Raw genomic sequence first — 23,140 nt, 5'->3', positions numbered from 1 at the left:
ATTAAATCAATACGTTACAAATATAGAGTCGAGAGACTCGATGATGAGGAATTACAATGAGCCAGTTTTTTTACGTTCACCCAGAAAACCCCCAGGCTCGCTTGATCAATCAGGCTGTGGCAATCATTCGTAATGGCGGTGTGGTTATCTATCCGACAGACTCCGGTTATGCATTGGGCTGTCAGCTAGAAAATAAACAGGCTTTAGAGCGAATTTGTAAGATTCGTCGATTGGACGAAAAGCACAACTTTACATTGCTTTGTCGCGATCTTTCAGAGCTGTCTCTTTACGCTCGTGTCGACAACACCGCGTTTCGATTACTAAAGAACAATACGCCAGGGCCTTACACGTTTATCTTCAAAGGGACGAAAGAAGTACCGCGTCGTTTGATGAACTCTAAACGTAAGACGATTGGTATCCGTGTACCAGACAACCAGATTGCGCTGGATTTACTGGAAGCGCTTGGTGAACCTTTGATGTCGACGTCCTTAATTCTTCCGGGTAATGATGTTACTGAATCAGACCCAGAAGAGATTCGCGATAAACTTGAGCACGCGGTGGACTGTATCCTCAATGGTGGTTACCTTGGTGAGCAGCCAACGACTGTAGTCGATTTCAGTGATGATGAGCCTGTCATTGCCCGCGTTGGTTCGGGCGACCCTGCTGCATTCGAGTAGCAACTTCGCTTTCGCAAAAACTTCAATGAGCAGAGCATAGTGTGTTGATACCTATGCTCTTTTAACCCGCAAAAATCCCAAGTGACTGCTATGCTGATTGTTAAGTCTAATAAATCAGATATGCAATATGCGTCATTTGCTTCTTATTCTATTCTTGTTTCCCGCTATTTCTTCTGCTGCACCTCTCGAAGTGCGCGTTGTACAAAGTAATGGCAAACCAGTAAAAGATGCCGTGGTCTATGTTACCGCTTCCAACTTACCCGCTGAGGAAACGACAACTAACGAAACGTTAGTGACCGAAGTATCTCAAAACGGCCGTGCTTTTAAGCCTTATATTTCAGTAGTAAGAGTCAACCAGCCCGTTCTATTTACCAACAAAGACGACATCTCCCACCATATTTATTCCATTACGGGTCCACTCGATTTTTCTTTTGTGATTCGTGCTTCTGAACAGGGTGTTGAGAAATCTTTTCCTAGTGAAGGCGTGGTCGCCATGGGATGTAACATTCATGACTGGATGAGTGGTTACATCAAGGTTGTCGATACTCCTTATTACACCATTACCGGTAAGTCAGGGGTTGCCAGAATAACGCTACCAGACGGTTTGGAAAATGTGACGTTAACGGCTTGGCACCCACAGATGAACGAAACGCTGCAAACGGAAGTGGCGGGTGACCAAGAATTTGAACTGGCGTTAACCAAGAAAATGTCACCGATACCGAAGCAGAAAAATGCTCAGATGATTGATTTCTACGGGTCCTATAAATGAATCAATTTAAAAGTATCCAGACTCAAATACTGTTCTCTTTTCTCGCGGTGTTGATCGCTGTTCAATGCATTTTGTTTTACTCCATTTTCCAATCGAATGAAAAAGAAAGAGAAGAGCGAGCGCAAATACACCTCAGCACAGCAAAGGCGGTGTTTGAAAACCAGTTTGAACAACGTACGCGTAATTTAACCGGGTTTGCTCAGACCGTCGCAAAAGATTTTGGCCTTAAACAGGCTTTGAGAGAGGACGCGCGCAGTTTCTTAGTGGCGTTGAATAATCATCGCCAGCGGATTTCTGCCGACTTGGCGATTGCAGTTGATGAGAATGGTAATTTCATCGGCAAGCTGGTTTACGACAAAGGCACTAATCGAACCCGTGCCGATACAGAAAACAACATGCTGACCATGGAGGAAACCGCTGCTCCAGATGAGGACCGCCCAATACTCTATGACTATCAGGGAGCGGTGTTTCAATTAGTATTGGTTCCAGTCCAAAGTGGTGCTGAAACGGTCGCTTGGATAGGTTTTGGTTTTGCTATCGACCAGACTTTAGCGCAGCGACTCGCGCTACTGACAGGTATGAATGTCGATATCGGTTATCAGGAGAGCGGGCAATGGTCATTGCTTGCCAGCAGTGTAGAAGAGGCGGGCAATGGCTCTTCCGCGATAGAGCCTCAACAATCGGATGCACACACTATTGCGACTGAGGTGGCGATTGGCTTTAAAGACGAAAAAGATCTCATCGCATCCCTTTATCTCTCCAGAGCGGACTTATTCGCAACACTACAAAACCGATGGCTACAGATCATGTTGATCGTCTTGGTGACGTTTGGTTGTTCGATCGTCGCTGCCTTTTTACTATCAAAAAGCATCGCTAAGCCATTGCAGGGACTTGTTAGTAAAGCTAAGCAAATTGCTCAAGGGGAAAACAGTGACGCCTTGGTGGTGAATCGTAAAGATGAGCTTGGCGTATTAGCCCATGAATTTAACCTAATGAATCAGGCCGTTAACGACCGACAGGCTGAGTTAAACTACCGCGCTTATCACTCTGATCTAACAAAAATGCTGAATAAGAAAAAGTTGTTTGAAGATATTGCCGATCTCATCAATAAATCATGTGACGGATTTTTACTCATCCGTTTCAGAGTCTTGGAATTTGAAGAATTAAATTACAGTCTCGGGTTAGACACTGGCGAAGAGCTTCAGGTTGCGGCGGCAAGCCGATTAATGGCGTTGGAAGAGAAAGCACAATTTTATCAACTCGAGTCCTCAGAATTTGCTTTGCTCTCCCAATGTAATACCAAACAGTCGGATGAACACAGCGCCAATGTGGTTCTACAATGTTTGGCTGGAGCGTTCAGTTTACAACGTATTTCGGTGACGGTGCATACGGTGTCAGGGTACTGCCGCTATCCTAAGCATGGTGAAACCGCCCGTCAGTTGCTACACAACGCCGGTATTGCCTTACAACAAGCGATGAAGATGAGAGTTCCAAGCCTTGAATTTGCATCCAGTATGGCAGAAAGCGCTATCAATCGTGTTCGCTTAACCCATGAGCTAACGGAAGCCATTCAAGGTGACCAACTGATACTGCACTTCCAACCAAAACTGAACCTTAAGACTTCGCAGGTCGATAAAGTCGAAGCGTTAGTAAGATGGATTCATCCAGAACTGGGGATGATCCCACCGGATGAATTTATTGAAATTGCTGAAACCACTGGTCAGATAGATGCGTTGACTGACTGGGTCATGCGCAGTGCTTTGCAGCAACTACAAGTCTGGCGAGAGCTCGGATTCGAATTAGGTGTGGCGATCAACATCTCTGCGGTTAACCTCAAGCAGAAGAACTTTGACGACAAAATACTGACTTTCCTATCCCAGTCCGACTGCAGTGAAAACGAGGTTACAATTGAAGTCACAGAAAGTGCGCTGGCGGAAGACCCTGAATACGCTTTGTCGATACTCAGCCGACTGTCTGAGAGGGGGCTGTCTATTTCAATTGATGATTACGGCACGGGTTATTCGTCCTTGTCACAACTGAAACATTTACCCGCAACGGAACTGAAAATAGACAAATCTTTCATCCTCAATGTTGCCAGTGATCAGCAAGACCAGACGATTGCACAATCGACGATAAAGCTCGCCAAACGCTTTGGGCTTAAAACGGTCGCGGAAGGTGTCGAAGACCAAGCCTCGCTGGATTGGTTGGTCGCCAATGGCTGTGATCATGCGCAGGGGTATTTTATAAGTAGACCACAACCTGCTGACAAATTGACTAGCTGGCTGCAAATGCTGGAAGGTCAACAATGGGGGCAAGCTGAACCGGAAGCCAAAATAGTAGGATCGCCGCACTCAGGCCGCTAGTGGCGGCATTGACATGTATTTCATGGATATAAAACCTTACGATTATTCAATTTTTTGCCACCTTAGATTGGTGTCAAAAGTAAAAATAATGCATGCGTTTTTTTAGAGAATTTGCGATAATACGCGACCGCGATTTAGGGTCGCAAAATAGAATCGACGTCTGAGAAGACGACACAAAGGTAGATTGATGAACGAAAAATTACAGAAAGTATTAGCGCGAGCAGGCCATGGCTCACGACGCGAACTTGAAGCTTTGATCAAAGCGGGTCGCGTGAGTGTGAACGGCGTTGTTGCTAAGCTTGGTGAACGACTAGAAGACGAGAATGCGGTAGTTCGTATTGACGGCCACACTGTTTCTGCGAAGGCGCAGGAAGAAGTGGTTTGTCGTGTACTTGCGTACTACAAACCTGAGGGTGAGCTGTGTACTCGTCATGACCCAGAAGGTCGTCGAACTGTATTTGACCGTCTGCCAAAAATCCGTGGTTCTCGTTGGATTTCTGTTGGTCGTCTGGATGCGAACACATCTGGCCTACTACTATTCACAACCGATGGTGAGCTTGCTAACCGTTTGATGCACCCAAGTCGTCAGGTTGAGCGTGAATACCTTGTGCGTGTATTTGGTGACGTTGACGAGAAGAAAATCCGCAACCTAGTTGGTGGTGTAGAGCTTGAAGATGGCTTAGCGCGATTTGAAGACGTTGTTTACGCAGGCGGTGATGGTATGAACCACACTTTCTACGTTGTGATCAACGAAGGTCGTAACCGCGAAGTGCGTCGTTTGTGGGAATCTCAAGACTGTACGGTTAGCCGCCTGAAGCGTGTTCGTTACGGTGATATCTTCCTTGATAAGAAACTGCCTCGTGGCGGATGGATGGAGCTAGACCTTAAAGAGGTAAACTACCTACGTGAATTGGTAGAGCTGCGTCCTGAAAAAGAGACCATGCTTGACGAAAACAAAGCTAACACGTCACGTAAGCGAGAGCGTTCTCGTAGCCAGAAAATTCGTCGCGCAGTTAAGCGTCATGAAGAGCGAATGAACAACGGTGGTGGACGTAGCAACAATCCAGCTCGTCGTAAACCGCGTAAAGGTGCAGGCGAGCAAGGTGCTCGTAATAAACAGCGCCAGCGTTAGAAATATGAATAAAAAAGCAGCCACATAGGCTGCTTTTTTGTATCTAAAATCAGATAAATAGTGTGCCTTTGAGCGCAATCACTGCGCTACCAGAAAGCGTGACTCGCCCACTTTCCACTCGTTCGATATCCAGATAGCCGCCCCTTGAGGATGCTTGGTAGGCGGTGAGTACAGGCTTGTCGATTTTTCCTGCCCAGAACTCAGCCAGTGCACAGTGCGCTGAACCTGTCACCGGATCTTCATTGACGCCGACCCAAGGCGCAAAGTAGCGAGAGATGATATCGCTATTGGACTGAGTTGATTGAGCGGTGACGATGATCCCTCGCCCCGGTTGTCTAATCAATGAAGAAAAGTCCGGGCTTAGGTCATGCACCGCTTGTTCGTTGGTAAGCTCAAACAGCTCTTTAGAATCAAACTGACAGTAGGAGACAACCTGTTGTTCAGATAACCCGAGTGCATTGAGTCTCTCTTCAGAGCAATGTTGGTTGTATTCCAATTCGGGCGCTGGGAAGTCCAACTCATAAGTCGAACTTAACACCTTCACACTCAGCAAACCGGAAAGGGTATTAAAGGTAATGCTGTCGCCAGTTGCAATCTTTCCTTGTTGCTTTAGGACATGGGCAACAGCAAGCGTGCCGTGCCCGCACAGTTTGACTTCTACTTCAGGTGTGAACCAGCGCAATCGCATATCGCTCAAGGACAAAAACGCCGTTTCAGACACCGCCATTTCTGCGGCAATAGCAAACATCAATGACTCCTCAAGTGGCTGGTCCGTAATGCAGACACCCGCTGGATTGCCTTTGAAAGTTTCGGTGGTAAATGAGTCGACTTGATAGATGTCCAATTCCATGTCTTGTATTCCGCTTCGATTAAGTGTGATTGCGCATACTAAGTTGCTTAATGTTTTCTCGCAACCAAGTGATTTTCGGGTTGTATGCGTTGCGCTTATGCCAAATTAACGTAAATGGAATCATCAACTTTTGCTTAAACTCTTCTTCAACAGGGATAGGTAAACTGGTGAGGTTAGGGTGTAACTGTTTGACGTAATGCTTGCAGTAATTTGGGGCGGTAGTGATGTACTCATGGCCAGATTGCGCTGCCATAAACAGAGATTGCTCAAAGCTTGCCATGGTTAACGTACTGGATCGGCTCAGGCCTTGTTCCTCAAGGACGTCATCAAGTGCCCAAGTCTCACTCTTCTCCCACAGGATGTTAATGTGGGTATAACGAAGAAAGGTATCCAGATTCCATTCTTGCTTAAGCGCTGGGTGGTCATCACGTAAATAGACTTTAGGTAGATCGGTAAACAGGACTTCGTAATCCACAAAGTAGGGGAGAAGATCCAGTGACTCTTTAGAGCGGGGATGACTTTCCCGACCGGTAAAACCGATGTCTGCGTCGCCGCGGATGATGGTCTCAAGTGAGTCGTAATCCCAGTTGCTGGTTTTGATTTTGGCCTGTGGGTAGCGTTCATGTATCTGCTGAAGAAGCTCACCGAGTAAAGTCAGTAATAAAGGTGACTCTATCGCGAGATGAAACTGAATCCCTTTCGTAGACTCTTGAGTACGCTTTTCTGCAATCTGGGCACCGATTTGCAGCCAATCATTGAGGTCTTGCTCCATACTGAGGGTCAGCGGTGTGGGTGCCAGTCCGGTTGGAGTTTTGACAAACAAAGGATCATCAAACCAATCCCGCAGCTTCCCCAGTGATTTACTCACGGTCGAAGGCGTAACATTGAGCTTTTTCGCTGTTCTGGAAACACTCAGCTCCTGAAGCAGAAGCTGCAATGTAAACAGTAAATTGAGATCAAGCCGTGCCAGAGATTTCTTCATAACGATGTAGTGGTGTCGGTTTTGGTATCCATAGTATTAGAGCAAAGCTGATTAGGCTACCTGCCGCCAGTATTATTATCAGCATGTTTAGAGCACTTATGCCCAAAATACCCGCTAACCATATGTAGAAGGCTGAGCTGCACACTTGTGAAATTCCCAATAAAGAGCTGGCAACGCCGGCACGTTTAGAAAAAGGGCTGAGTGCCTGGCTCATGGCCACGCCAAAGCCGAGAGAAAAGCCAGCACACAACAGCCCAAAGCCTATGAAGTACCCGATGTGACTCAATTGAATAAAGTTAGTGATGATTAACGTAGTGGCGGAAGCCGCAAAAAACGTTTGGGATAACAGGCTCAAACTTCGCTGCTCAAATCGGGCCAGCAGGAGAGGCGCAGAGAAAGACGTGAGCATACTGATTAACGCAGTGAGCGCCATAACGGTCGAATAGCCGCCGCGATCGAAACCCATATCACTCATAATCAGCATTGGTGAAACATTAACGTATGTCAGGATCATGGTGACACTAAATGAAGTCACCATCAGACGACTCAAGAAGTAACTGTCTTTAAAAGATTCACTCTCTAAGTTAGCGGGCTCATTCAAAGGTTGCTTGGCGGTCTTAGGTCGGCTCTCTTTTAGAGCAAAGAGCGATAGAAGACAGACGATCACACCCATTCCGGACATGGTGGTGAAAAGCGCAGGCCAAGGGTATTGAAGCATGATCAAATGGCCGATGACGGGGGCAATGACTGGCACGATGCAAGTGATGCCGTTAATCATTGATAGAACCTTGGCTCTTCGCTGGTCGTCTAGCACATCGCGCAAAATCGCAAATGCAACGACGTAACACGAGCCAGCTCCGATACCCTGTGCAAATCTCGCGATGAGAAACTCAGTACTTTGGGTCGATGTACCGCCTAGAATGGACGCTGCGATAAATATGGCGGCCCCGATAATTGCTACTGGCTTTCTCCCCGATGAATCCGCAATTCGACCTGCGACTAGCATAGTGGTAGCCATGCCTGCCAGATAGATTGAAAAGGCAATGTGCAGCTCGGCTTCTGTTGCATTCAAATCCTGAGCGATTTGCGGTAAACCAACCAGATACAGGTCTATGGCCGTGGGATAGAGTAAAACAAGAGCAAAGCTACAAAGCAAAAATCGAATCATGGAAACCTCGCGAATTCAGAAGCCCTGATACTAAATTGCGCTTGAGGGAACCGCGAGTGGGAAATACGACAACGGGTATTTCCAATTACGACAAACCCTGTATGAATGAGAGCGATTGGGAGGCTGGGATAAAAAAGGGGCAATCGATATTGCCCCTTGTGTTTATAGCGTTTGGTTGAGCGCGAAATATCGCCCTTGTTTTTCAAGCAGCGCCTGATGGCTGCCATGCTCAACTATCTGACCTTGCTCAATCAGACAAATGGAATCCATCTTATCAAGGTCGACTAAACGGTGAGTGATGAAGACGACCGTTTTGTCTTCAAAATGCTGTTCAAACAGCTGCATAATTTGTTGCTCAGTTTGCTTATCTAAGCCTTCGGTCGGCTCGTCTAATAACAAAATAGGGCCATTATGAAGCAGCGCTCTAGCGATACCGATGCGGCGTTTCTCACCTCCGGACAATTGGCGACCACCATCACCTAACCAAGTATCCAAGCCCTGATCATCGAGTAGTTTTTCAAGTCCTACTTTAGTTAGAGATTCGCTTAGCGCTTCATCATTGGCATCAGGGGAGGCCATCAACACGTTGTCACGCAAAGTGCCATTCAAGATATCAACCCTTTGGCTGACCACGCTGATTGCCTGACGAAGCTGGCTTTCACTCCAATGACGAATGGATTGGCCAGCAATCTTAATGTCGCCTTGCTGGGTGTCCCAATAGCGATTCAGCAACTGCATTAATGTCGATTTACCGGAACCAGTCTGACCTACCACTGCGATGCGGTGCTTGGCAGGGATTTGCAGGCTAATGTCTTGCAGTGTATTTGAGTCGCCATCCGGATAACGGAAAGTGACATTCTCATACTCAATTGAATATGCGTTGTCGTGCTGCGTGTTCTGCTCTGGGAACTGAACGTCGGGCTCGGACAAGATGATGTCGTTTAATCGACGTGCTGAAGTCAGAGTTTGACCCAAATGCTGGAAAGCGCCGGCAATTGGCATAAGAAGCTCGACACTGGCCATTGTAGCGAATACCACCAAGGCAACCATAGGGTCAGGCATATTACCGCCGACCCCATCTGCCGCTAGCCATAGCATCAGAACGATCGTCCAACCATTGGCAAGCATCAACAATGCTTGTGCTAAACCTGCAAAGTGAGCATTAAAATGCTGATTCTTCAGCAAGCGTTCTTGCACATTTAAAATCGCATTGCGGTAACGCTCTTCGGCTCCAAACAGGGTTAGTTCGCTGTAGCCTTGTAACCAATCCAATGTCGTGATACGCAGATCGGCCTTGTTCTGTGTCAGCTCTGCGCCATTGGTTTTACCTAATTTGTAGAACAACACTGGCCAGATGAGCAGTAAAGCCATAAGAATGGCGCCAAGCGTTAAGCCGAGCTCCATGTCAAACCAGCAAATCAGCGCTGTTAAACCTAGGATGCCAAGTGTGCCGACGACCATAGGGCTGACAAGGCGAAGATAGACGTGATCCATCGCGTCGATGTCGGCAACTAGGCGATTGAGTAAGTCCGCATCACGCAGGTTTGAAACTCGACCCGGAATTAATGGTGCTAGCTTAGAGAAGAAGAAAATACGCAGGTCGGTCAGTAGCTTGAAGGTGGCGTTATGGCTGACTACGCGTTCCCCCCATCGACCAGCGGTGCGTCCCATAGCAAAGCCACGGACAAAAGCCCCTGGCAGCATGTAGTTGAAGGTTTCTCGGGCGATAGTTAGCCCGGCCACTGCAGCGGCAGATAGGAACCAACCTGACAAAGTAAGCAGGCCAATAGAAGCAAATAGAGTCAGGAAGGCCAGCAGCATTCCCAGCGATAGGCCGAACCAGTGCTTTTTATACAGTTTTAGGTAGGGAACTAAATCACGCATCGAGATTCCCCTTATTGGCTTGGTTCAGAGCGTAATTCGCCTGAAGCATATTTTGGAATAACCCCTCTTGATTAGAGAGTTCGTTGTAGTGACCACTTTGAACAATCTCGCCGTTTTCCATGACCAGAATCTGTTCAACGTTTTGTAGAGGACTGAGCTGGTGGGTGACCATCAGCGTTGTTTTACCTTCGACCTGACCAGCTAACCCTTGCATGACCAATCGCTCACTGCGTGCATCCAGACTTGCAGTTGGTTCATCAAGCAACCAGAACTGACCGTTTTGAACCATTGCCCTTGCCAAAGCAAGTCGTTGTGCCTGACCGACGGAAAGGCCACCAGAGCGGTCGGATACCGCGTAATCGAGCCCGTGTTGTTCAACGAATTCTGCTGAGAAAGACTCTTGCAATGCGTTTTGGATGGCGTGATCTGAAACGTTGTCTTTGCCCAACGTGATGTTGTCACGAATAGAACCATGTAACAGCAATGGGTTCTGGCCAACCCAGCTGATTTTTTCCCGCCAGTTTTCGAGATTCAGCTCTGTTCTCTCAATGCCATTGATGGTGAGTGACCCCTGATATGGGAGGAATCCGAGTATCGCATTGATTAAGCTGGTTTTGCCGGCGCCACTTGGGCCAACTAAAGCTGTTGTCTGAGCTGTCGATAGTTCAAAACTCACCGGACCAAGCAATTTAGTGCCTTCAGGTGAGAACACCTCTAAATCTTTTGCTTGGATGGAAATAGCGTCATTCGCGCTGAGCGTTTTGTCACCTGAACGAACAGCACTGACATCTGTATCAAGAAACTCAACAATGCTTTCAGCAGCCCCAACCGCTTGTTGCTTCGCGTGATAGAAAGTGCCTAAATCACGCAGCGGCTGATAAAACTCAGGAGCCAGCACCAGAATGAACAGACCAGCCATCAAGGTTACACCCGCGCCATAGTCGCCAAAGTTAAGCTCGCCGATAAAGGCAAAACCGAAATAAACGGCTGTCAGTGCAATGGAAATAGAGGTAAAGAATTCCAGAACGGCAGATGAAAGAAACGCAATCTTAAGTACATCCATTGTGCGAGTTCGGAATACTTCAGAAGCCCCGCGCATCACTTCAGTTTCTGCTTTGGTTCGATCAAACAGACGAATGGTGGTCATTGACTGTAAACGGTCATAAAAGTGACCGGATAAACGCTGTAATGCTTTGAAGTTCTTGCGGTTTGCGTCGGCCGCTTTCATCCCGACAAGGGCCATAAACATCGGTACCAATGGGGCGGTCAGCAAGAAGATTAGTCCAGCTGCCCAGTTCACTGGGAAGACAACAATAAGAATCACAAAAGGAACCAACACAGACAAGGACATCTGTGGCAGATAGCGAGCGAAGAAGTCATGCATATCTTCTACTTGTTCAAGCAACAATGTTGCCCACGAACCAGCAGGTTTACCTTTGATGTAAGCAGGTCCTAACTCTCGGAGTTTGTCGAGAATTAGCTGACGTATATAGATACGAATTTGCTCGCCGCAGCGATAGCCTGCTATCTCTCGGCCCCACGAGCACAGCGCTCGAACGCCAATGACGGCGGCTAAACCTAGAAAATAGGGAACAAGTTCATATTTGTCGACCTGTTCAATGATCAATTGATGAAGAATGGTGGCGAGCAAGGCTGCTTGAGCTAACAAGAACACGCTTGAAAGTACGCCGAGGCCAACAGCAATCATCAGCCAGCGTTTCGCTAACTTACTTTGCTGCTTGAGCCATTTATTCAAGCTGCGCTGTTTCTTTTTGTCCATCGTGAAGGCTTAATGATAATTATTATGACTAGTCGAAGCTCGCGATTATACAAAAGAAAGCCTCGTGGGAATACCACGAGGCTTTAAGGATTTGAGTCAAAAATGAAAAATATTATTTACTGTCTGTAATAGCGTCTAAATAACGTTCTGCATCCAGTGCGGCCATACAGCCTGTTCCAGCTGACGTGATCGCCTGACGGTAGTTGTGATCCATGACGTCACCAGCGGCGAAAATACCAGGAACACTAGTCTCAGTTGCATTGCCTTCAAGGCCCGACTGAACGATGATATAGCCGTCTTTCATCTCTAGCTGGCCTTCGAAAATGCCAGTATTAGGTTGGTGACCAATTGCGATGAAAGCACCCATCACTTCTAGCTCTTCAATAGAATCTGACTTGGTGTCTTTAATGCGAACGCCCGTCACACCCATATCGTCTCCGGTGACTTCTTCCAGAGTACGATCGGTATGCAGAATGATGTTGCCGTTTTCGACTTTGTCCATCAAGCGTTTAACCAGAATCTTTTCGGCTCTGAAGCTGTCACGACGGTGAATAAGGTGTACTTCTGAAGCAATGTTAGAGAGGTAAAGCGCTTCTTCAACAGCGGTGTTGCCGCCGCCCACAACCGCCACTTTTTGGTTACGGTAGAAGAAACCATCACAGGTTGCACATGCTGATACACCACGACCTTTGAACGCTTCCTCGGATTCAAGGCCAAGGTACTTGGCAGATGCACCAGTAGAGATGATCAACGCATCACACGTGTATTCGCCACTGTCGCCCTTCAATCGGAATGGACGCTGGCTGAAATCAACTTCGTTGACATGATCAAACACGATTTCTGTCTCAAAGCGCTCGGCATGCTCTTTCATGCGATCCATCAATGCTGGTCCTGTTAGACCTTCAGGATCACCTGGCCAGTTCTCAACTTCAGTTGTCGTAGTTAACTGACCACCTTGTTGCATGCCAGTTACGAGTACTGGATTAAGATTAGCGCGTGCAGCGTAAACCGCTGCTGTATAGCCTGCAGGACCAGAACCAAGAATAAGTAGCTTACTGTGTTTTACGTCGCTCATTTGTGCTCCATTAGCGGTGACGCTTATCAATTTCTTTCGATTGTATGGAATAGTGGGGGCTATTGAAAGCGTTAGCAAGTCGCGGAAATGTAATTAATGGTTATAGATTAGAACGCAAACGATAGCGCTTTCAAAGCCTAATTTTACTCTTAACCGATTGAGCTAAAAGATATATACCGCTGTTAATAGATAAGTCATCTGAATTTTGGAGTTGCGAAACTTGTAAACTGGTTCGTATAACTGAAATTTTATAAATTATTGGATTAAAGTTCTTAATTATTACTTTTGTTGGATGTAAGTGCTGATATTTGTTGATCTGGCGATATAAATGCGCAAATAATAATTGTGAATAAGATGTTAATCCTATATTTCAGTGTGAACATTCATTAAGGAGATGATGATGTTACATAACCGCGAAACAACTTTGCAGCTTACAAAGCTAAGTGACTCTGCTTTTGCACAGTTGGCGCCGTCTTTTACAAAGCTACCTAATACCGAGCATGCAGATGGAAAATTCCGTTTGCGTCGTTACTCTGTGATTCAGTTTAAAGATGGTCAGGTTATTGATCTTCAAAAAAATGAGTTCATGCAAACGGATGACATTAACCGTTTTCAGGGTAATGTCGTGCGTCAATTCGAGCCGATTGAAACACCGACTCTCCAAAGTGAAGGTATGCGTGAAATTTGTCAGCTTTTTGTAGATGCCAATAAGCTGGCGGACGGTCAGGAAATTGAAATTCACCAAATGCGAATCTCTGCGATTTTTGATGAGACGCAGGTAGCCCCTGAAGGCGTGCATCAGGATGGCTTTGAGCATATTGCTCTGATCGGGATGGGGCGCCACAACATCGAAGGCGGTGATGTGATGCTATACAGCAGTTTCAATGAGGCGCCTTTCTTCCGTAAAGTTCTGCAAAACGGTGAAGTCGCTATGCTGGCTGACAACAAGCTATGGCATAACGCGACGCCTATTCGCTCTGTTATTGAAGGCGAAGAAGGGTATATGGACGTATTTGTACTAACCGCGAAGGAAGCCGTGAATGAACTTCACTCCTAATTTGGTACGCGCACAGTTTCGTGCGCTACAGCAAAGTCACAATGATCTACCAGTGATGTTTCTTGATGGACCGGGTGGTTCACAGGTGCCAAATTGTGTGCTTGAAGCGATGACCGCGTATCTGGGCTTTTTTAATTCGAATCTTGGTGGTCACTATTTTTCCAGTGCTCATACCACCGATTTGATGAAACAAGCGAGAGAGTCTGCAAAGACGCTAGTGAATGCAGAGTCGAGCGACAACATTGTCTTTGGCGCCAACATGACGTCTCTCACTTTCCAGCTTAGCCGAGCGATCAGTCGTAACTGGCGAGCGGGTGACGAAATCATTGTTACGTCTCTCGATCATTATTCTAATGTCTCTAGCTGGCAGCAAGCGGCCGATGATAAGCAAGCGAAAGTCCTTCAGGCTCGAGTTAACGAGCAAGACTGCTCACTAGACATAGAACATTTGCTATCGCTGATCAGTCCCCGGACTAAACTTGTTGCGCTGACTTACGCATCGAATACCACAGGCTCGGTCGTGGATGTGAAACGTGTAGTTGAAGCAGCGCACAACGTCGGGGCGATGGTTTACGTTGATGCAGTGCATTACGCGCCGCACCATCTGGTCGATGTTCAACAACTGGGTTGTGATTTCCTTGCTTGTTCTGCTTATAAGTTCTTTGGCCCGCACGTTGGGATTGCCTATGTTGCACCTAAGTGGCTGCAGGCTTTACAGCCATATAAAGTCGAGCCCGGAACCAATATCGGTCCGGGGCGATTTGAAACCGGAACTCAGAGCTTTGAAGGATTAGCAGGTGTTATTGCTGCAGTGAAGTATCTGGCTCAATGGGGCAACGATGGTGATGACCTTCGCACTCGACTGATCGACTCTTTCCAGCAGTTCAATCAGCATGAATCGGCGATCAGCGAACGTTTTCTTGCTCGTTTAGCGGAACTGGAAGGTGTGACTTTATTAGGTCGTGATGAAGCCAACAGTGAAGTTAGAACACCAACTTTTGCTCTGACTTTTGACAACCATTCGCCTGAAGAGATCGCTAAGAAACTTGGTAAGCGCAACATCTGTGTCTGGAACGGACACTTCTATGCACTTGGCTTGGTTCGCCAACTTGGTCTTGAGGAATCAGGTGGTGTTGTTCGAATTGGTTTCATGCACTACAACACATTGGAAGAAGTCGATATCTTGTTTGATGAATTGAAACTTATCTTAGGGCAATAGAGCGGTCCGAGATTTTTTATCTGGCTTTTGAGCCGTTATAAAGACCCTCATGTAGGGTCTTTTTTGATCGTGCGAAAGGAATTATTCTATCTGACGGTCTGATTTCTCTAAGCAGGATGTAATAAGGATAAGCCGTGAATCTAACACCGCTCTCAGAGCACATTGGCGCTTTAGTTGAAGGCGTTGATCTTTCTAATCTGAGTGAGCAAGAATTTGATGCTCTGTACCAAGCGTACCTCAAACATAAGGTATTGTTCTTTCGAGATCAGGGAATGACACCGCAGCAACAGATTGGGCTGGCAAAACGTTTTGGTGACTTGGAGCCGGTACACCCGTTTTTTCCTCACCTAGATGACGAAGAGCAAGTGGTTGTGATTGAAACTTCTCCCGGTAATCCCCCCGGTGAAAGCTTCTGGCATACAGATTTAACCTGGCAGGCTACGCCGTGTCGTTGTTCTATCCTGCAAGCACAGCATTGTCCTCCGCATGGAGGAGACACCATTTGGACATCGATGGAAGCGGTATGGTCAAGCCTAACCAGCGATGATCAACATACTTTACGGGGACTAACGGCGACACATGGACTGCATGCGTTTGAAGGCAGCCGTTATGATTCCGTTAATGAACAAGGGGAGAGCCACGTAGCGACAGTATCTCAAGGCTATCCACCTGTTAAACACCCTCTTGTTGTCCGTCATCCGGAAACAGGCAATCTGACCGCGTACGTCAATGAGCAGTTTACCCATCGTATTAACGAGCTAGAAGAAAGAGAAAGTCGAAAACGGCTCGAGCAACTGTTTGCTTTAGCACGACAGCCTGAATATCAGGTACAGTTTTCATGGCAACCGGGCTCTGTTGCTATCTGGGATAATATCTGTACTCAGCATTTTGCTGTGACCGATTATGGCGATCAGCCGCGCCGACTTCATCGTGTGACGGTTCGTGGTTCTGATTTGCTGCCAGCCTAAACCATGCCGAAGTGAGCGCCGCCTAGTTTCTGCCGTATACGCGTGGGCGCTCAAATCGATAGAAACCTTGTTGCTCTTCTTTTTCGAGCGTGGACGCCTGATCGCCAAAGTAGTCGGTACGAAGTTGAGTTAGCTGATTGTCTAACTCTTCGCCGGATAGACTGGCTAACAGTGCCTGCCTTTCCCCCATATATTGGTAGCCAATTTGCCAGCGAAGCTCATTTTCTTCATCCTGCTTTGCCGCCTTTTCGATTTGTGATTCGCTATAGCCTAAATCTCTGCGGATGCTGGCTAGCTGCTGCGCTCGTTCGTAGGGAGACATGTTGCTCAAGTCATGTTGGACAGAATCAAGACTGAAGAAAGTGCTCGCCATCATTGCAGGGCTAAGGATTTTTCCTCCAGCTTGTTCTGCAAAGTTGGTTTCAATGGTGGCTTTGAGTGTAAAAAGACGCTGATTGATTTCCATATCATAAGCGCTGTTGAGCAATTCAATCGACTTTTGCGTATCAGCGATTCTTTGCTCCCGCTCGGCAAGCTCTGCTGACCAAATGATATCGGCGTCGTCGCCAAACAGTTCACGTCGTTTTGCCCACACCGCTATTTGTTTCTCTTCAAATGTCATTGCGAGTAGAGGCTTCATTTCAGAGAGTAGCCATTGTTCATAATCCTCCATCAAAGCGATTTTCTCAAAGATGATGTCTGCGTATTCCGGAAAAGCTTGTTTGATCACCTCATGAAAAAGGGAAGGGGATTGGTCTGGGTATTTTTCTGCCAGGTAGTCTCTAAAATCACGCAGTCCAACCTGAATTTCAATTTGGTTGATACGATCCTTAAGCTCATTTTGCAATTGAATCGCGAGGCTATTGACGATGTTGAATGCATTACGTTCTTCTTGGTCAGTGACTCGGTCAGACAACACTTCGGCGGAGTGAACCGTACTCTCATCCGCAGACAAGATGACAGGAACACTGTTGATTGCGATAGGCGCAAACCAAACTCCCCCCCCTACAATGGCACAAACGGCTGAAGCCCACACCCACTTACTCATTCTTTTCTCCTTATCAGTTTTCAACAGTTCACCGGTGGTTGCCCACCGGCGATTGAATTTAAGTCACTACAGTACGGCTTGTAGGTAAGGCCAGATTAGCTGCGCCAATTTTTGAGAGCCCGATGTGGTGGGATGAATATTGTCTGACAAGACATCTTCTGGTGCGATGTAGGGTCTAGGGTCGACAAACTGACAAGAAACTGTGGTGTTTGTACACGCATCAGCCAGACGGTTATCGCCAAAGTCGATAGCCTGATGAAGGTTTTCCTTATCACCAGTGGTGTAGTAATAGCCTAGGTAAATCACTTGCTGAACACCATTTTGGTCCATTTCGTTTAGCAGGTTCACGGTCTCGACATACACATCGTCAACCAAGCTTTTACATTTACTGCTTAATTCTGGGCGATACCAAGTGGTTTTACACTTATGAGGGTCAAAGACAGCTGCGGGCAACAAGATGTCGTTACCGCCGCCATCCATCACAATGACATTAATGTTCGGGTCATCACTCTGAGCATCTTGATATTGCTCAACAACAGGTTTGGCGACAACCCCTCCACTCAGCTTTGCGCCGCTTAAGGTGTAATCACGGAACGTGGTATTGGCCATTTCTGGCCCTTCAAGAAATTGCTGTAGTTCTCCTGAAAGATCAAAAATGGAATCGCCCAGTGTAATCACATCGTTGCGTTCAGCTTCGGTCACGTAAGGGTTCCCCACACACCCTGCAAGTAAAGCGAGCAGTGCCGTGGTTGTTGCCGCTTTAAGTAGAGGTGAAGAGCCAACGTTTCTGTTCTTTTGTGTTGTTTTCATTTTTCTTCTCACTAATAGATTGACGTTAAGCACCAAAATCGTGCTCCAATTGAATTTAGTTGGCATATTGAAATGTTTCAAAGTATTGAAATAAAACATATTTAATGACAAAAGACTCAGATATTTCGTGAGAGCTATGCACTGAACGCGTGTTCGTTTGAAAAGTATTCATCTAGGGGGAGAAGAGGGACGTTTGTAAGTAAATTCTCATTAAATTGACTATCGACATTAATACGTTAGAAGTTATATTTCGGGTAAATATAAAAACAAAGAAGTATGGCTATTATGAAGAAAGTCCTGATTTTGTTCGTCTTACTGCTGACTGGTTGTGCTCAGCAAAGTACGAGCATTCCTACTCAGCAAGATACTAACTGGACGTCTGGTCAGTTAGATAACGGGCTGCGATACCACATTTATCCTCTTGATACCGAAGCGATATCTCTTCGCTTGTTTGTTCATGCTGGCTCCTTGGAAGAAACGCCAGACCAACTTGGATACGCTCACTTTGTCGAGCATATGGTATTTAACGGCAGTGAAAACTTTACGCCAAATGAAGTCATTGAACTGATGGAGAAGACGGGAGCAAGTGGACACGATGTCAACGCTTATACCTCGTATGAGGAAACGGTCTACACACTGAGTTTGCCTAATCAAGATGAACTGGATAAGGCAATGCTTTGGTTAAGAGATGTTGCTAATCGTGTCACATTCGCGCCAGATGAAGTCGAGCGCGAGAAGGGCGTTGTGCTAGCGGAATATCGCCGTGGTGTTCCTGAACATCTGTCTTTCTACGATAAAGTATATGAAAACAGCGTGAAAGGGACGCCTTATGAAGGAAAAGACGCGATTGGTACGCCTGAGACTATCCAAAATGCGACATCTCAATCACTTAAAGCGTTTTATGATACTTGGTATCAGCCTCAATCAAGTGAACTGATTATCGTAGGGGATGTTAAGCGTAAAGATGCAAAAGCTTTAGTTGAGAAGATGTTTGCCGATTGGCAGCCGACCAATGACCTACCACCGCCGGTTCGATCAAAAGCGGAGATCAATAAAGGCGACTTTGTTGCTCAAGTGGGTATCGATGAACCGTCAGTGGCCGGACTGACATTCTACCTTGGTAATGATGTGCTTTTAACCAGAGAAGATCGTATCGAATACTGGAAGGATAACATTGTCGCGCGATTAATATCACACCGATTGGACGCTGTGTACTCAGAGCATGCGTTACCTTTGCGTGGCTTTGATTCCAGTATCTACACCAGTGTTAATGAACGGGTATACGATACGTCTATTGCATTTTCTTCTCAAGACAGAGATACCGTCCAGCCTCTGTTTTTGAAGACTTTGGCGTCAATAAGGGATCATGGTGTGAGTCAGGAGGAATTAGACGTAGTAATGGCAGAATATCGAAGCAGTCGTGAACATGCAGATGATGATTGGTTTCAGCGGGGAGCTGAAGATTTTGCTGAAGACCGAACGTTCCAATTGGCAGAAGGTGAACCTTCTCAGTCGTTAGCTGATTACAAACGCAGCCTCGATCAATTACTGCAGACAACGGATATTGAGGTCATCAATCAACATGCACAAAGTATGCTATCTTATTCATATGATATGTTCGTCGGTACTGATCGCACAGAATCGGTTGAGCAAGTGAAGCAAACTCTACCTGAGTGGAAAAGCATGTATGGAATGCCTGGTGTTGCCAGTAATCGTATTAGTACAGACGTAGATGGATTGATTGAAGTTGAGTCAATTAACCCTTTGCCTGACGCCACAAATGGGAAAAATGGAGAAGTAATCTGGTCTTTGGATAATGGCATTGATGTGCTATTTGACCCTGAAAATGACAGTGATTTTGCCCACATTGTATATATGTCGGCAGGGGGTAAAGCTGTATTAGACAGAGAACTGCTACCCGCATCTCAGTTGCTTCTTGCGACGATTATAAAGAGTGGCGTCGGTCAGTTTAATGGTACGCAGCTCAAGTCATATGTCCGTAAGAACAACATTGATGTGCAAAGTTACATTAATGGCACAGAACACGGCTTTGAAATTAGTGTTCCCAAAGAGCAGGCCAATGATGCTCTCAAGCTTCTGTACAACCTAATGGCGTATCCCAAGTTCAGTGAACAGCAGCTCGAAGTGTTAAAGAAGGAATACTCTGATGAACTTCTGTCTTACCTTAAATCTCCACTTGGTCAATGGTATGACGCGATTGAGACTAACACCTTCGCACCGCAAAGCGTCTATTTTCCTACCTACGCTCATGACTTTGAAAACGTAACGGTAGATCAAGTTCAACAAGCGTATGATGAGCTATTCAGAAAGTCTCGCAATAGCAAACTGGTGATTGTGGCAGGGTTGGAGTCATCGCAGGTTGTGCATGGCGTGAAAAATTATGTTTCGACGATTCCACTAGAAGCGGCAACAATGCCGTCTTATCAGGTGAATTATAATGAGCGCTCCGATAGCAAAGTTAATCTAGCGATTAACAATGAACAAAACAGCCGTTATACATTGCGTGCCATCAATAAATCGGCACGGCCTCAGGATGCAAAGCTGGCATTGGTTGATAAAGTTATTCAGCGTATTTTAGCCAGACGATTAGATGCCTACGTGCGTGAAGAGCTGAGCTTAGATTATGCACCCGACAACTTTTATTCTACCGACCACAATGAGCCGGCAACCGATTGGACGCTCGAAGCGCAAGTTGCAGCGGAAGACCTACCTAAAGTGGAGCAGGCTATAGACAAGGTCATTCAAGAACTTATCGCTGCAGTGACTCAGGAGGAGTTAACTATTGCTAAGGAGCAGTTGGATGTGTACCTCGAAGACACGATCAACTACCCCTCGGATGTCGCTTGGTTCCGTGCTTTAACCTTAGTGAATGGTTTTGGTGAGGAAGCCTTTGCTCAGGCAAGAGAGGTGGCAAAAACAATCACGTTAGATGACGTGAGAGTTCGTATTGTTGAATCATTTGGTCAAAGTGCAGATAAGTACAAATACATACTCAGCCCGCTAGACCAATAAGCCTCCGTATGACAAAAAGCCCTTTCATTTTTTAGTGAAAGGGCTTTTTAGTTATTTCAATGTATCTTTGAATTAAGCGCTGACTTCGACTTCGTAGGAAGTGAATTTGCGGATGTTGATAACACCAGTATCAAAAATCATATACTGACCTTTGATCCCCTGTAAGACGCCAGTCACGTCAGGGTTCTTATCAAAATTATGCGACGTGATTTTTGTTGGGTGCTGCAAAACTGGGTAGCTGATGGAGGTGATATCAGCGCTGAGTATCTCAATCGCATCATCACCGAATTGCTGTTTGATCTCAGCGATTTTGTCCTCAACCAAAGGCAATAGCTCTGCAAACTTCTCTTCAAGTGGCATTGGTTCGCCATCTTCTTTCAACAAAGTTCGCCAGTTAGTTTTATCTGCAATGTGCTTTGCCAACTCAACTTCTATCAGCCCTGAGATCTGACGAGTCTTTACTTTGAATATTGGTAGACCTTGGGTTGCCCCTTGATCAATCCAACGTGTCGGGATCTGTGTGTGGCGGGTAATTCCGACTTTGAGGCTAGATGTATTCGAAAGATAGACGAAATGATCAACCATGCAGTTATCTTCGCCCCACTGCGGCTCGCGACATGTGCCTTGATCATAGTGACACGTTTCCGGTTTCATAATGCACATATCGCAGCTGGCGAGTTTTTTCATGCATACAAAACAGTGACCTTGGGAATAGCTCTTCTTAGTCTTTTTCCCACAAGAGCTACAAAAAATGTTGCCCGTGTAAGTCAAGGTGATGCTCTGGCCGATGAAAGGTTTGAGGTCGACGAGTTCTTCGCCAACCGGAAGACGATAGTGAACCTCACCATCTAAGGAAGCACGCATTTTACTCAGCGTACCTTTTGCGATTAAAGACATGACATTGCTCTTTTTTATATTTTACAGCTCTTATATGGATTGGTGTTTTAGTCGAGCTGTTTTACTCAGAGCTAGTGTAGCAGAGAAAGCGATTCGGCAATAATGCTACCTTTGCTACCATACAAAAGTGCTAGTTTTTATAAAGAGAATTATGGAGTTGAGACGAAGCCAGAAGTTGGTGTTATCGGTACAACGGCAAGCACGGCAAAGCTTTATCTGGCATCTATTTAGATTTCGATTTTTTAAACAGAACAATGATAAAGCTGACGCGAGCAGATGAAGCTTTGTACCAAGCGAAAACTAATGGGTGCAACCGAATTAAAAATTAGTTAGTAATCGCTTCGTTTTCCATCACGCTTTCTTCAACCACGAGCTGCTCCGCTTCGTTTGTATTAATCGGCTCTTTAGGACCAAGGAACTTTGGTTTGGCTCGGGTGATATACAGGTCAAGCACGGCTTTAGCGCGGGCAAATACTTCTCTCAACCTTATTTGATAACCAGAGTGTGTTGATGGCCCCGGTACCGCGAAGCACTTAGCGTTGATATTGTGAAAATTGGCGATGAATAATGCTCGCTCGCAATGGAACTTTTGAGTGATGATCAAAAAGTTATCAGTGTCGAAAATCTCTTTTGCGCGGACAATAGAATCGAGGGTGCGGAATCCAGCGTAATCGAGATAGATATGATTTTCTGGCACTTCAGCCTTAAGCAAATCACGCTTCATCGTCCAAGGTTCGTTGTAGGAACGGTGAGCATTATCACCGCTTAACAGAAAGTTATCGACTTTGTCATTCTGGTATAAATCAATCGCGGCGTTAATACGATTGGTGTAGTAATCATTGAGGATCTTGCCGAGATATTTACTCGTTCCCAGCACAACGGCAACATCGAAATTGCCGATTTGTTCTGGGTTGGTATAGAGCTGATCTTTGGTCTGATAAGAGACCCAGCGGTCAATCAAGAACAGGGAAATAGCCGCGCAGATAAGCAGGAGTGGGATATAGCGAAGCCCCTTTAGCGCGTAGGCTAAATAATGGTCAGAGGGTTTAGGTCTGTGAAAGAGTCTTCGCACTAAATTTGTCGATTCCGTTGAGCCCATGAACCAATCAATATAAAGCTGACAATAATAATTGAGAACATGATGCCAGCGTCCATATCACGCAATGTCCGAGCGAGGTAAGGGGTTGCTTTAACAATGATTAAGCCGTAACCAAAGGCGTTAATCAAGACAAATACTACGGTTCTGAGTACAAAGTTGTGGTTTCGCAGCGTTCTTCTTAGCAAAGTGTTGATCTCGCCCCCTGCCATCACAAGGAAGCAAGCAATTAGAGCTGTTGATATTTCAGTTAAATATGGGAGTAAATATTTTCCCGCAGGGGAAAGGAATTCAAAAATCATCATAAACAAAAAAGCCCCTGTTACCAGGGG

19 protein-coding genes are annotated in these 23,140 nt (G+C 46.1%); 8 read left to right on the top strand and 11 right to left on the bottom strand.

Annotated features, from left to right (window positions below; translation table 11 throughout):
* The first annotated feature begins 56 nt into the window (after positions 1-56).
* The 4 genes from VIC_RS07965 to rluB all read left to right on the top strand — a co-directional run bounded on the left by VIC_RS07965 (position 57) and on the right by rluB (position 4,941).
* Positions 57-677 carry an L-threonylcarbamoyladenylate synthase gene (locus VIC_RS07965; RefSeq protein ID WP_006958936.1) on the top strand — a complete coding sequence of 207 codons (621 nt, stop codon included), beginning with the start codon at positions 57-59 and terminating at the stop codon, positions 675-677.
* 127 nt (positions 678-804) lie between these two features.
* Positions 805-1,446 carry a cupredoxin domain-containing protein gene (locus VIC_RS07960; protein ID WP_006958935.1) on the top strand — a complete coding sequence of 214 codons (642 nt, stop codon included), beginning with the start codon at positions 805-807 and terminating at the stop codon, positions 1,444-1,446.
* Positions 1,443-3,809 (top strand): putative bifunctional diguanylate cyclase/phosphodiesterase, encoded by a 2,367-nt coding sequence (locus VIC_RS07955; protein ID WP_006958934.1) that lies wholly within the window; start codon positions 1,443-1,445, stop codon positions 3,807-3,809. Before VIC_RS07960 ends, VIC_RS07955 begins: the two co-directional genes overlap by 4 nt.
* A 187-nt stretch (positions 3,810-3,996) precedes the next feature.
* A complete protein-coding gene (gene rluB, locus VIC_RS07950; RefSeq protein WP_006958933.1) occupies positions 3,997-4,941 on the top strand; it encodes a 23S rRNA pseudouridine(2605) synthase RluB in 945 nt (314 codons plus the stop codon).
* 49 nt (positions 4,942-4,990) lie between these two features.
* On the opposite strand, the gene VIC_RS07945 is transcribed toward rluB, so the two are convergent.
* From VIC_RS07945 to trxB, 6 genes are all read right to left on the bottom strand, one after another.
* The gene (locus tag VIC_RS07945) at positions 4,991-5,791 is read right to left on the bottom strand and encodes a PhzF family phenazine biosynthesis protein (protein WP_039951618.1); all 801 of its coding nucleotides are present in this window, start codon (positions 5,789-5,791) and stop codon (positions 4,991-4,993) included.
* Between the two features lie 19 nt (positions 5,792-5,810).
* Positions 5,811-6,773: an HTH-type transcriptional regulator YidZ gene (gene yidZ, locus VIC_RS07940; protein ID WP_039951616.1), complete on the bottom strand. Its 963-nt coding sequence runs from the start codon at positions 6,771-6,773 to the stop codon at positions 5,811-5,813.
* On the bottom strand, positions 6,748-7,941 hold the full coding sequence (locus tag VIC_RS07935; protein WP_006958930.1) for an MFS transporter: 1,194 nt from the start codon (positions 7,939-7,941) through the stop codon (positions 6,748-6,750). The genes yidZ and VIC_RS07935 overlap by 26 nt, the downstream gene beginning before the upstream one ends.
* A 162-nt stretch (positions 7,942-8,103) precedes the next feature.
* Positions 8,104-9,825: a heme ABC transporter ATP-binding protein/permease CydC gene (gene cydC / locus VIC_RS07930; protein ID WP_006958929.1), complete on the bottom strand. Its 1,722-nt coding sequence runs from the start codon at positions 9,823-9,825 to the stop codon at positions 8,104-8,106.
* Positions 9,818-11,605 (bottom strand): heme ABC transporter permease/ATP-binding protein CydD, encoded by a 1,788-nt coding sequence (gene cydD, locus VIC_RS07925; protein ID WP_006958928.1) that lies wholly within the window; start codon positions 11,603-11,605, stop codon positions 9,818-9,820. The genes cydC and cydD overlap by 8 nt, the downstream gene beginning before the upstream one ends.
* 112 nt (positions 11,606-11,717) lie before the next feature.
* Positions 11,718-12,680 carry a thioredoxin-disulfide reductase gene (gene trxB / locus VIC_RS07920; protein ID WP_006958927.1) on the bottom strand — a complete coding sequence of 321 codons (963 nt, stop codon included), beginning with the start codon at positions 12,678-12,680 and terminating at the stop codon, positions 11,718-11,720.
* A gap of 397 nt (positions 12,681-13,077) precedes the next feature.
* On the opposite strand from trxB, the gene VIC_RS07915 reads away from it, so the two are divergent.
* From VIC_RS07915 to VIC_RS07905, 3 genes are all read left to right on the top strand, one after another.
* The gene (locus VIC_RS07915; RefSeq protein ID WP_031343163.1) at positions 13,078-13,737 is read left to right on the top strand and encodes a 2OG-Fe dioxygenase family protein; all 660 of its coding nucleotides are present in this window, start codon (positions 13,078-13,080) and stop codon (positions 13,735-13,737) included.
* A complete protein-coding gene (locus tag VIC_RS07910; protein WP_006958925.1) occupies positions 13,721-14,956 on the top strand; it encodes a cysteine desulfurase-like protein in 1,236 nt (411 codons plus the stop codon). The genes VIC_RS07915 and VIC_RS07910 overlap by 17 nt, the downstream gene beginning before the upstream one ends.
* 134 nt (positions 14,957-15,090) lie before the next feature.
* Positions 15,091-15,924, top strand: a complete 834-nt coding sequence (locus tag VIC_RS07905) for a TauD/TfdA family dioxygenase (RefSeq protein WP_006958924.1) — start codon at positions 15,091-15,093, stop codon at positions 15,922-15,924.
* A gap of 22 nt (positions 15,925-15,946) precedes the next feature.
* Here the strand turns inward: VIC_RS07905 and VIC_RS07900 are convergent, their stop codons facing one another.
* Together VIC_RS07900 and VIC_RS07895 are read right to left on the bottom strand one after the other, a co-directional pair.
* On the bottom strand, positions 15,947-16,972 hold the full coding sequence (locus VIC_RS07900) for a hypothetical protein (RefSeq protein WP_006958923.1): 1,026 nt from the start codon (positions 16,970-16,972) through the stop codon (positions 15,947-15,949).
* 66 nt (positions 16,973-17,038) lie between these two features.
* Positions 17,039-17,782 (bottom strand): SGNH/GDSL hydrolase family protein, encoded by a 744-nt coding sequence (locus tag VIC_RS07895; protein ID WP_006958922.1) that lies wholly within the window; start codon positions 17,780-17,782, stop codon positions 17,039-17,041.
* Positions 17,783-18,067: 285 nt separating this feature from the next.
* On the opposite strand from VIC_RS07895, the gene VIC_RS07890 reads away from it, so the two are divergent.
* Complete coding sequence (locus tag VIC_RS07890; protein ID WP_006958921.1) at positions 18,068-20,815, top strand: M16 family metallopeptidase; 2,748 nt, start codon at positions 18,068-18,070, stop codon at positions 20,813-20,815.
* A gap of 72 nt (positions 20,816-20,887) precedes the next feature.
* On the opposite strand, the gene VIC_RS07885 is transcribed toward VIC_RS07890, so the two are convergent.
* The 3 genes from VIC_RS07885 to VIC_RS07875 all read right to left on the bottom strand — a co-directional run bounded on the left by VIC_RS07885 (position 20,888) and on the right by VIC_RS07875 (position 23,113).
* Positions 20,888-21,712, bottom strand: a complete 825-nt coding sequence (locus VIC_RS07885) for a DUF2797 domain-containing protein (RefSeq protein ID WP_006958920.1) — start codon at positions 21,710-21,712, stop codon at positions 20,888-20,890.
* 325 nt (positions 21,713-22,037) lie between these two features.
* Positions 22,038-22,784, bottom strand: a complete 747-nt coding sequence (locus tag VIC_RS07880) for a SanA/YdcF family protein (RefSeq protein WP_019276088.1) — start codon at positions 22,782-22,784, stop codon at positions 22,038-22,040.
* Positions 22,784-23,113 carry a DUF3392 domain-containing protein gene (locus tag VIC_RS07875; RefSeq protein ID WP_019276089.1) on the bottom strand — a complete coding sequence of 110 codons (330 nt, stop codon included), beginning with the start codon at positions 23,111-23,113 and terminating at the stop codon, positions 22,784-22,786. Before VIC_RS07875 ends, VIC_RS07880 begins: the two co-directional genes overlap by 1 nt.
* Positions 23,114-23,140 lie beyond the last annotated feature (27 nt).

The organism is Vibrio coralliilyticus ATCC BAA-450, from assembly GCF_000176135.1.
Classification (GTDB): Bacteria; Pseudomonadota; Gammaproteobacteria; order Enterobacterales; family Vibrionaceae; genus Vibrio; species Vibrio coralliilyticus.
This window is presented reverse-complemented; position numbering and strand designations above follow the sequence as displayed.

Coding starts and splice junctions, on each gene's coding strand:
- VIC_RS07965 (WP_006958936.1), top strand. CDS start 57: ATGAGCCAGTTTTTTTACGTTCACCCAGAAAACCCCCAGGCTCGCTTG.
- VIC_RS07960 (WP_006958935.1), top strand. CDS start 805: ATGCGTCATTTGCTTCTTATTCTATTCTTGTTTCCCGCTATTTCTTCT.
- VIC_RS07955 (WP_006958934.1), top strand. CDS start 1,443: ATGAATCAATTTAAAAGTATCCAGACTCAAATACTGTTCTCTTTTCTC.
- rluB (WP_006958933.1), top strand. CDS start 3,997: ATGAACGAAAAATTACAGAAAGTATTAGCGCGAGCAGGCCATGGCTCA.
- VIC_RS07945 (WP_039951618.1), bottom strand. CDS start 5,791: ATGGAATTGGACATCTATCAAGTCGACTCATTTACCACCGAAACTTTC.
- yidZ (WP_039951616.1), bottom strand. CDS start 6,773: ATGAAGAAATCTCTGGCACGGCTTGATCTCAATTTACTGTTTACATTG.
- VIC_RS07935 (WP_006958930.1), bottom strand. CDS start 7,941: ATGATTCGATTTTTGCTTTGTAGCTTTGCTCTTGTTTTACTCTATCCC.
- cydC (WP_006958929.1), bottom strand. CDS start 9,825: ATGCGTGATTTAGTTCCCTACCTAAAACTGTATAAAAAGCACTGGTTC.
- cydD (WP_006958928.1), bottom strand. CDS start 11,605: ATGGACAAAAAGAAACAGCGCAGCTTGAATAAATGGCTCAAGCAGCAA.
- trxB (WP_006958927.1), bottom strand. CDS start 12,680: ATGAGCGACGTAAAACACAGTAAGCTACTTATTCTTGGTTCTGGTCCT.
- VIC_RS07915 (WP_031343163.1), top strand. CDS start 13,078: ATGATGTTACATAACCGCGAAACAACTTTGCAGCTTACAAAGCTAAGT.
- VIC_RS07910 (WP_006958925.1), top strand. CDS start 13,721: ATGAACTTCACTCCTAATTTGGTACGCGCACAGTTTCGTGCGCTACAG.
- VIC_RS07900 (WP_006958923.1), bottom strand. CDS start 16,972: ATGAGTAAGTGGGTGTGGGCTTCAGCCGTTTGTGCCATTGTAGGGGGG.
- VIC_RS07895 (WP_006958922.1), bottom strand. CDS start 17,782: ATGAAAACAACACAAAAGAACAGAAACGTTGGCTCTTCACCTCTACTT.
- VIC_RS07890 (WP_006958921.1), top strand. CDS start 18,068: ATGAAGAAAGTCCTGATTTTGTTCGTCTTACTGCTGACTGGTTGTGCT.
- VIC_RS07885 (WP_006958920.1), bottom strand. CDS start 21,712: ATGTCTTTAATCGCAAAAGGTACGCTGAGTAAAATGCGTGCTTCCTTA.
- VIC_RS07875 (WP_019276089.1), bottom strand. CDS start 23,113: ATGATGATTTTTGAATTCCTTTCCCCTGCGGGAAAATATTTACTCCCA.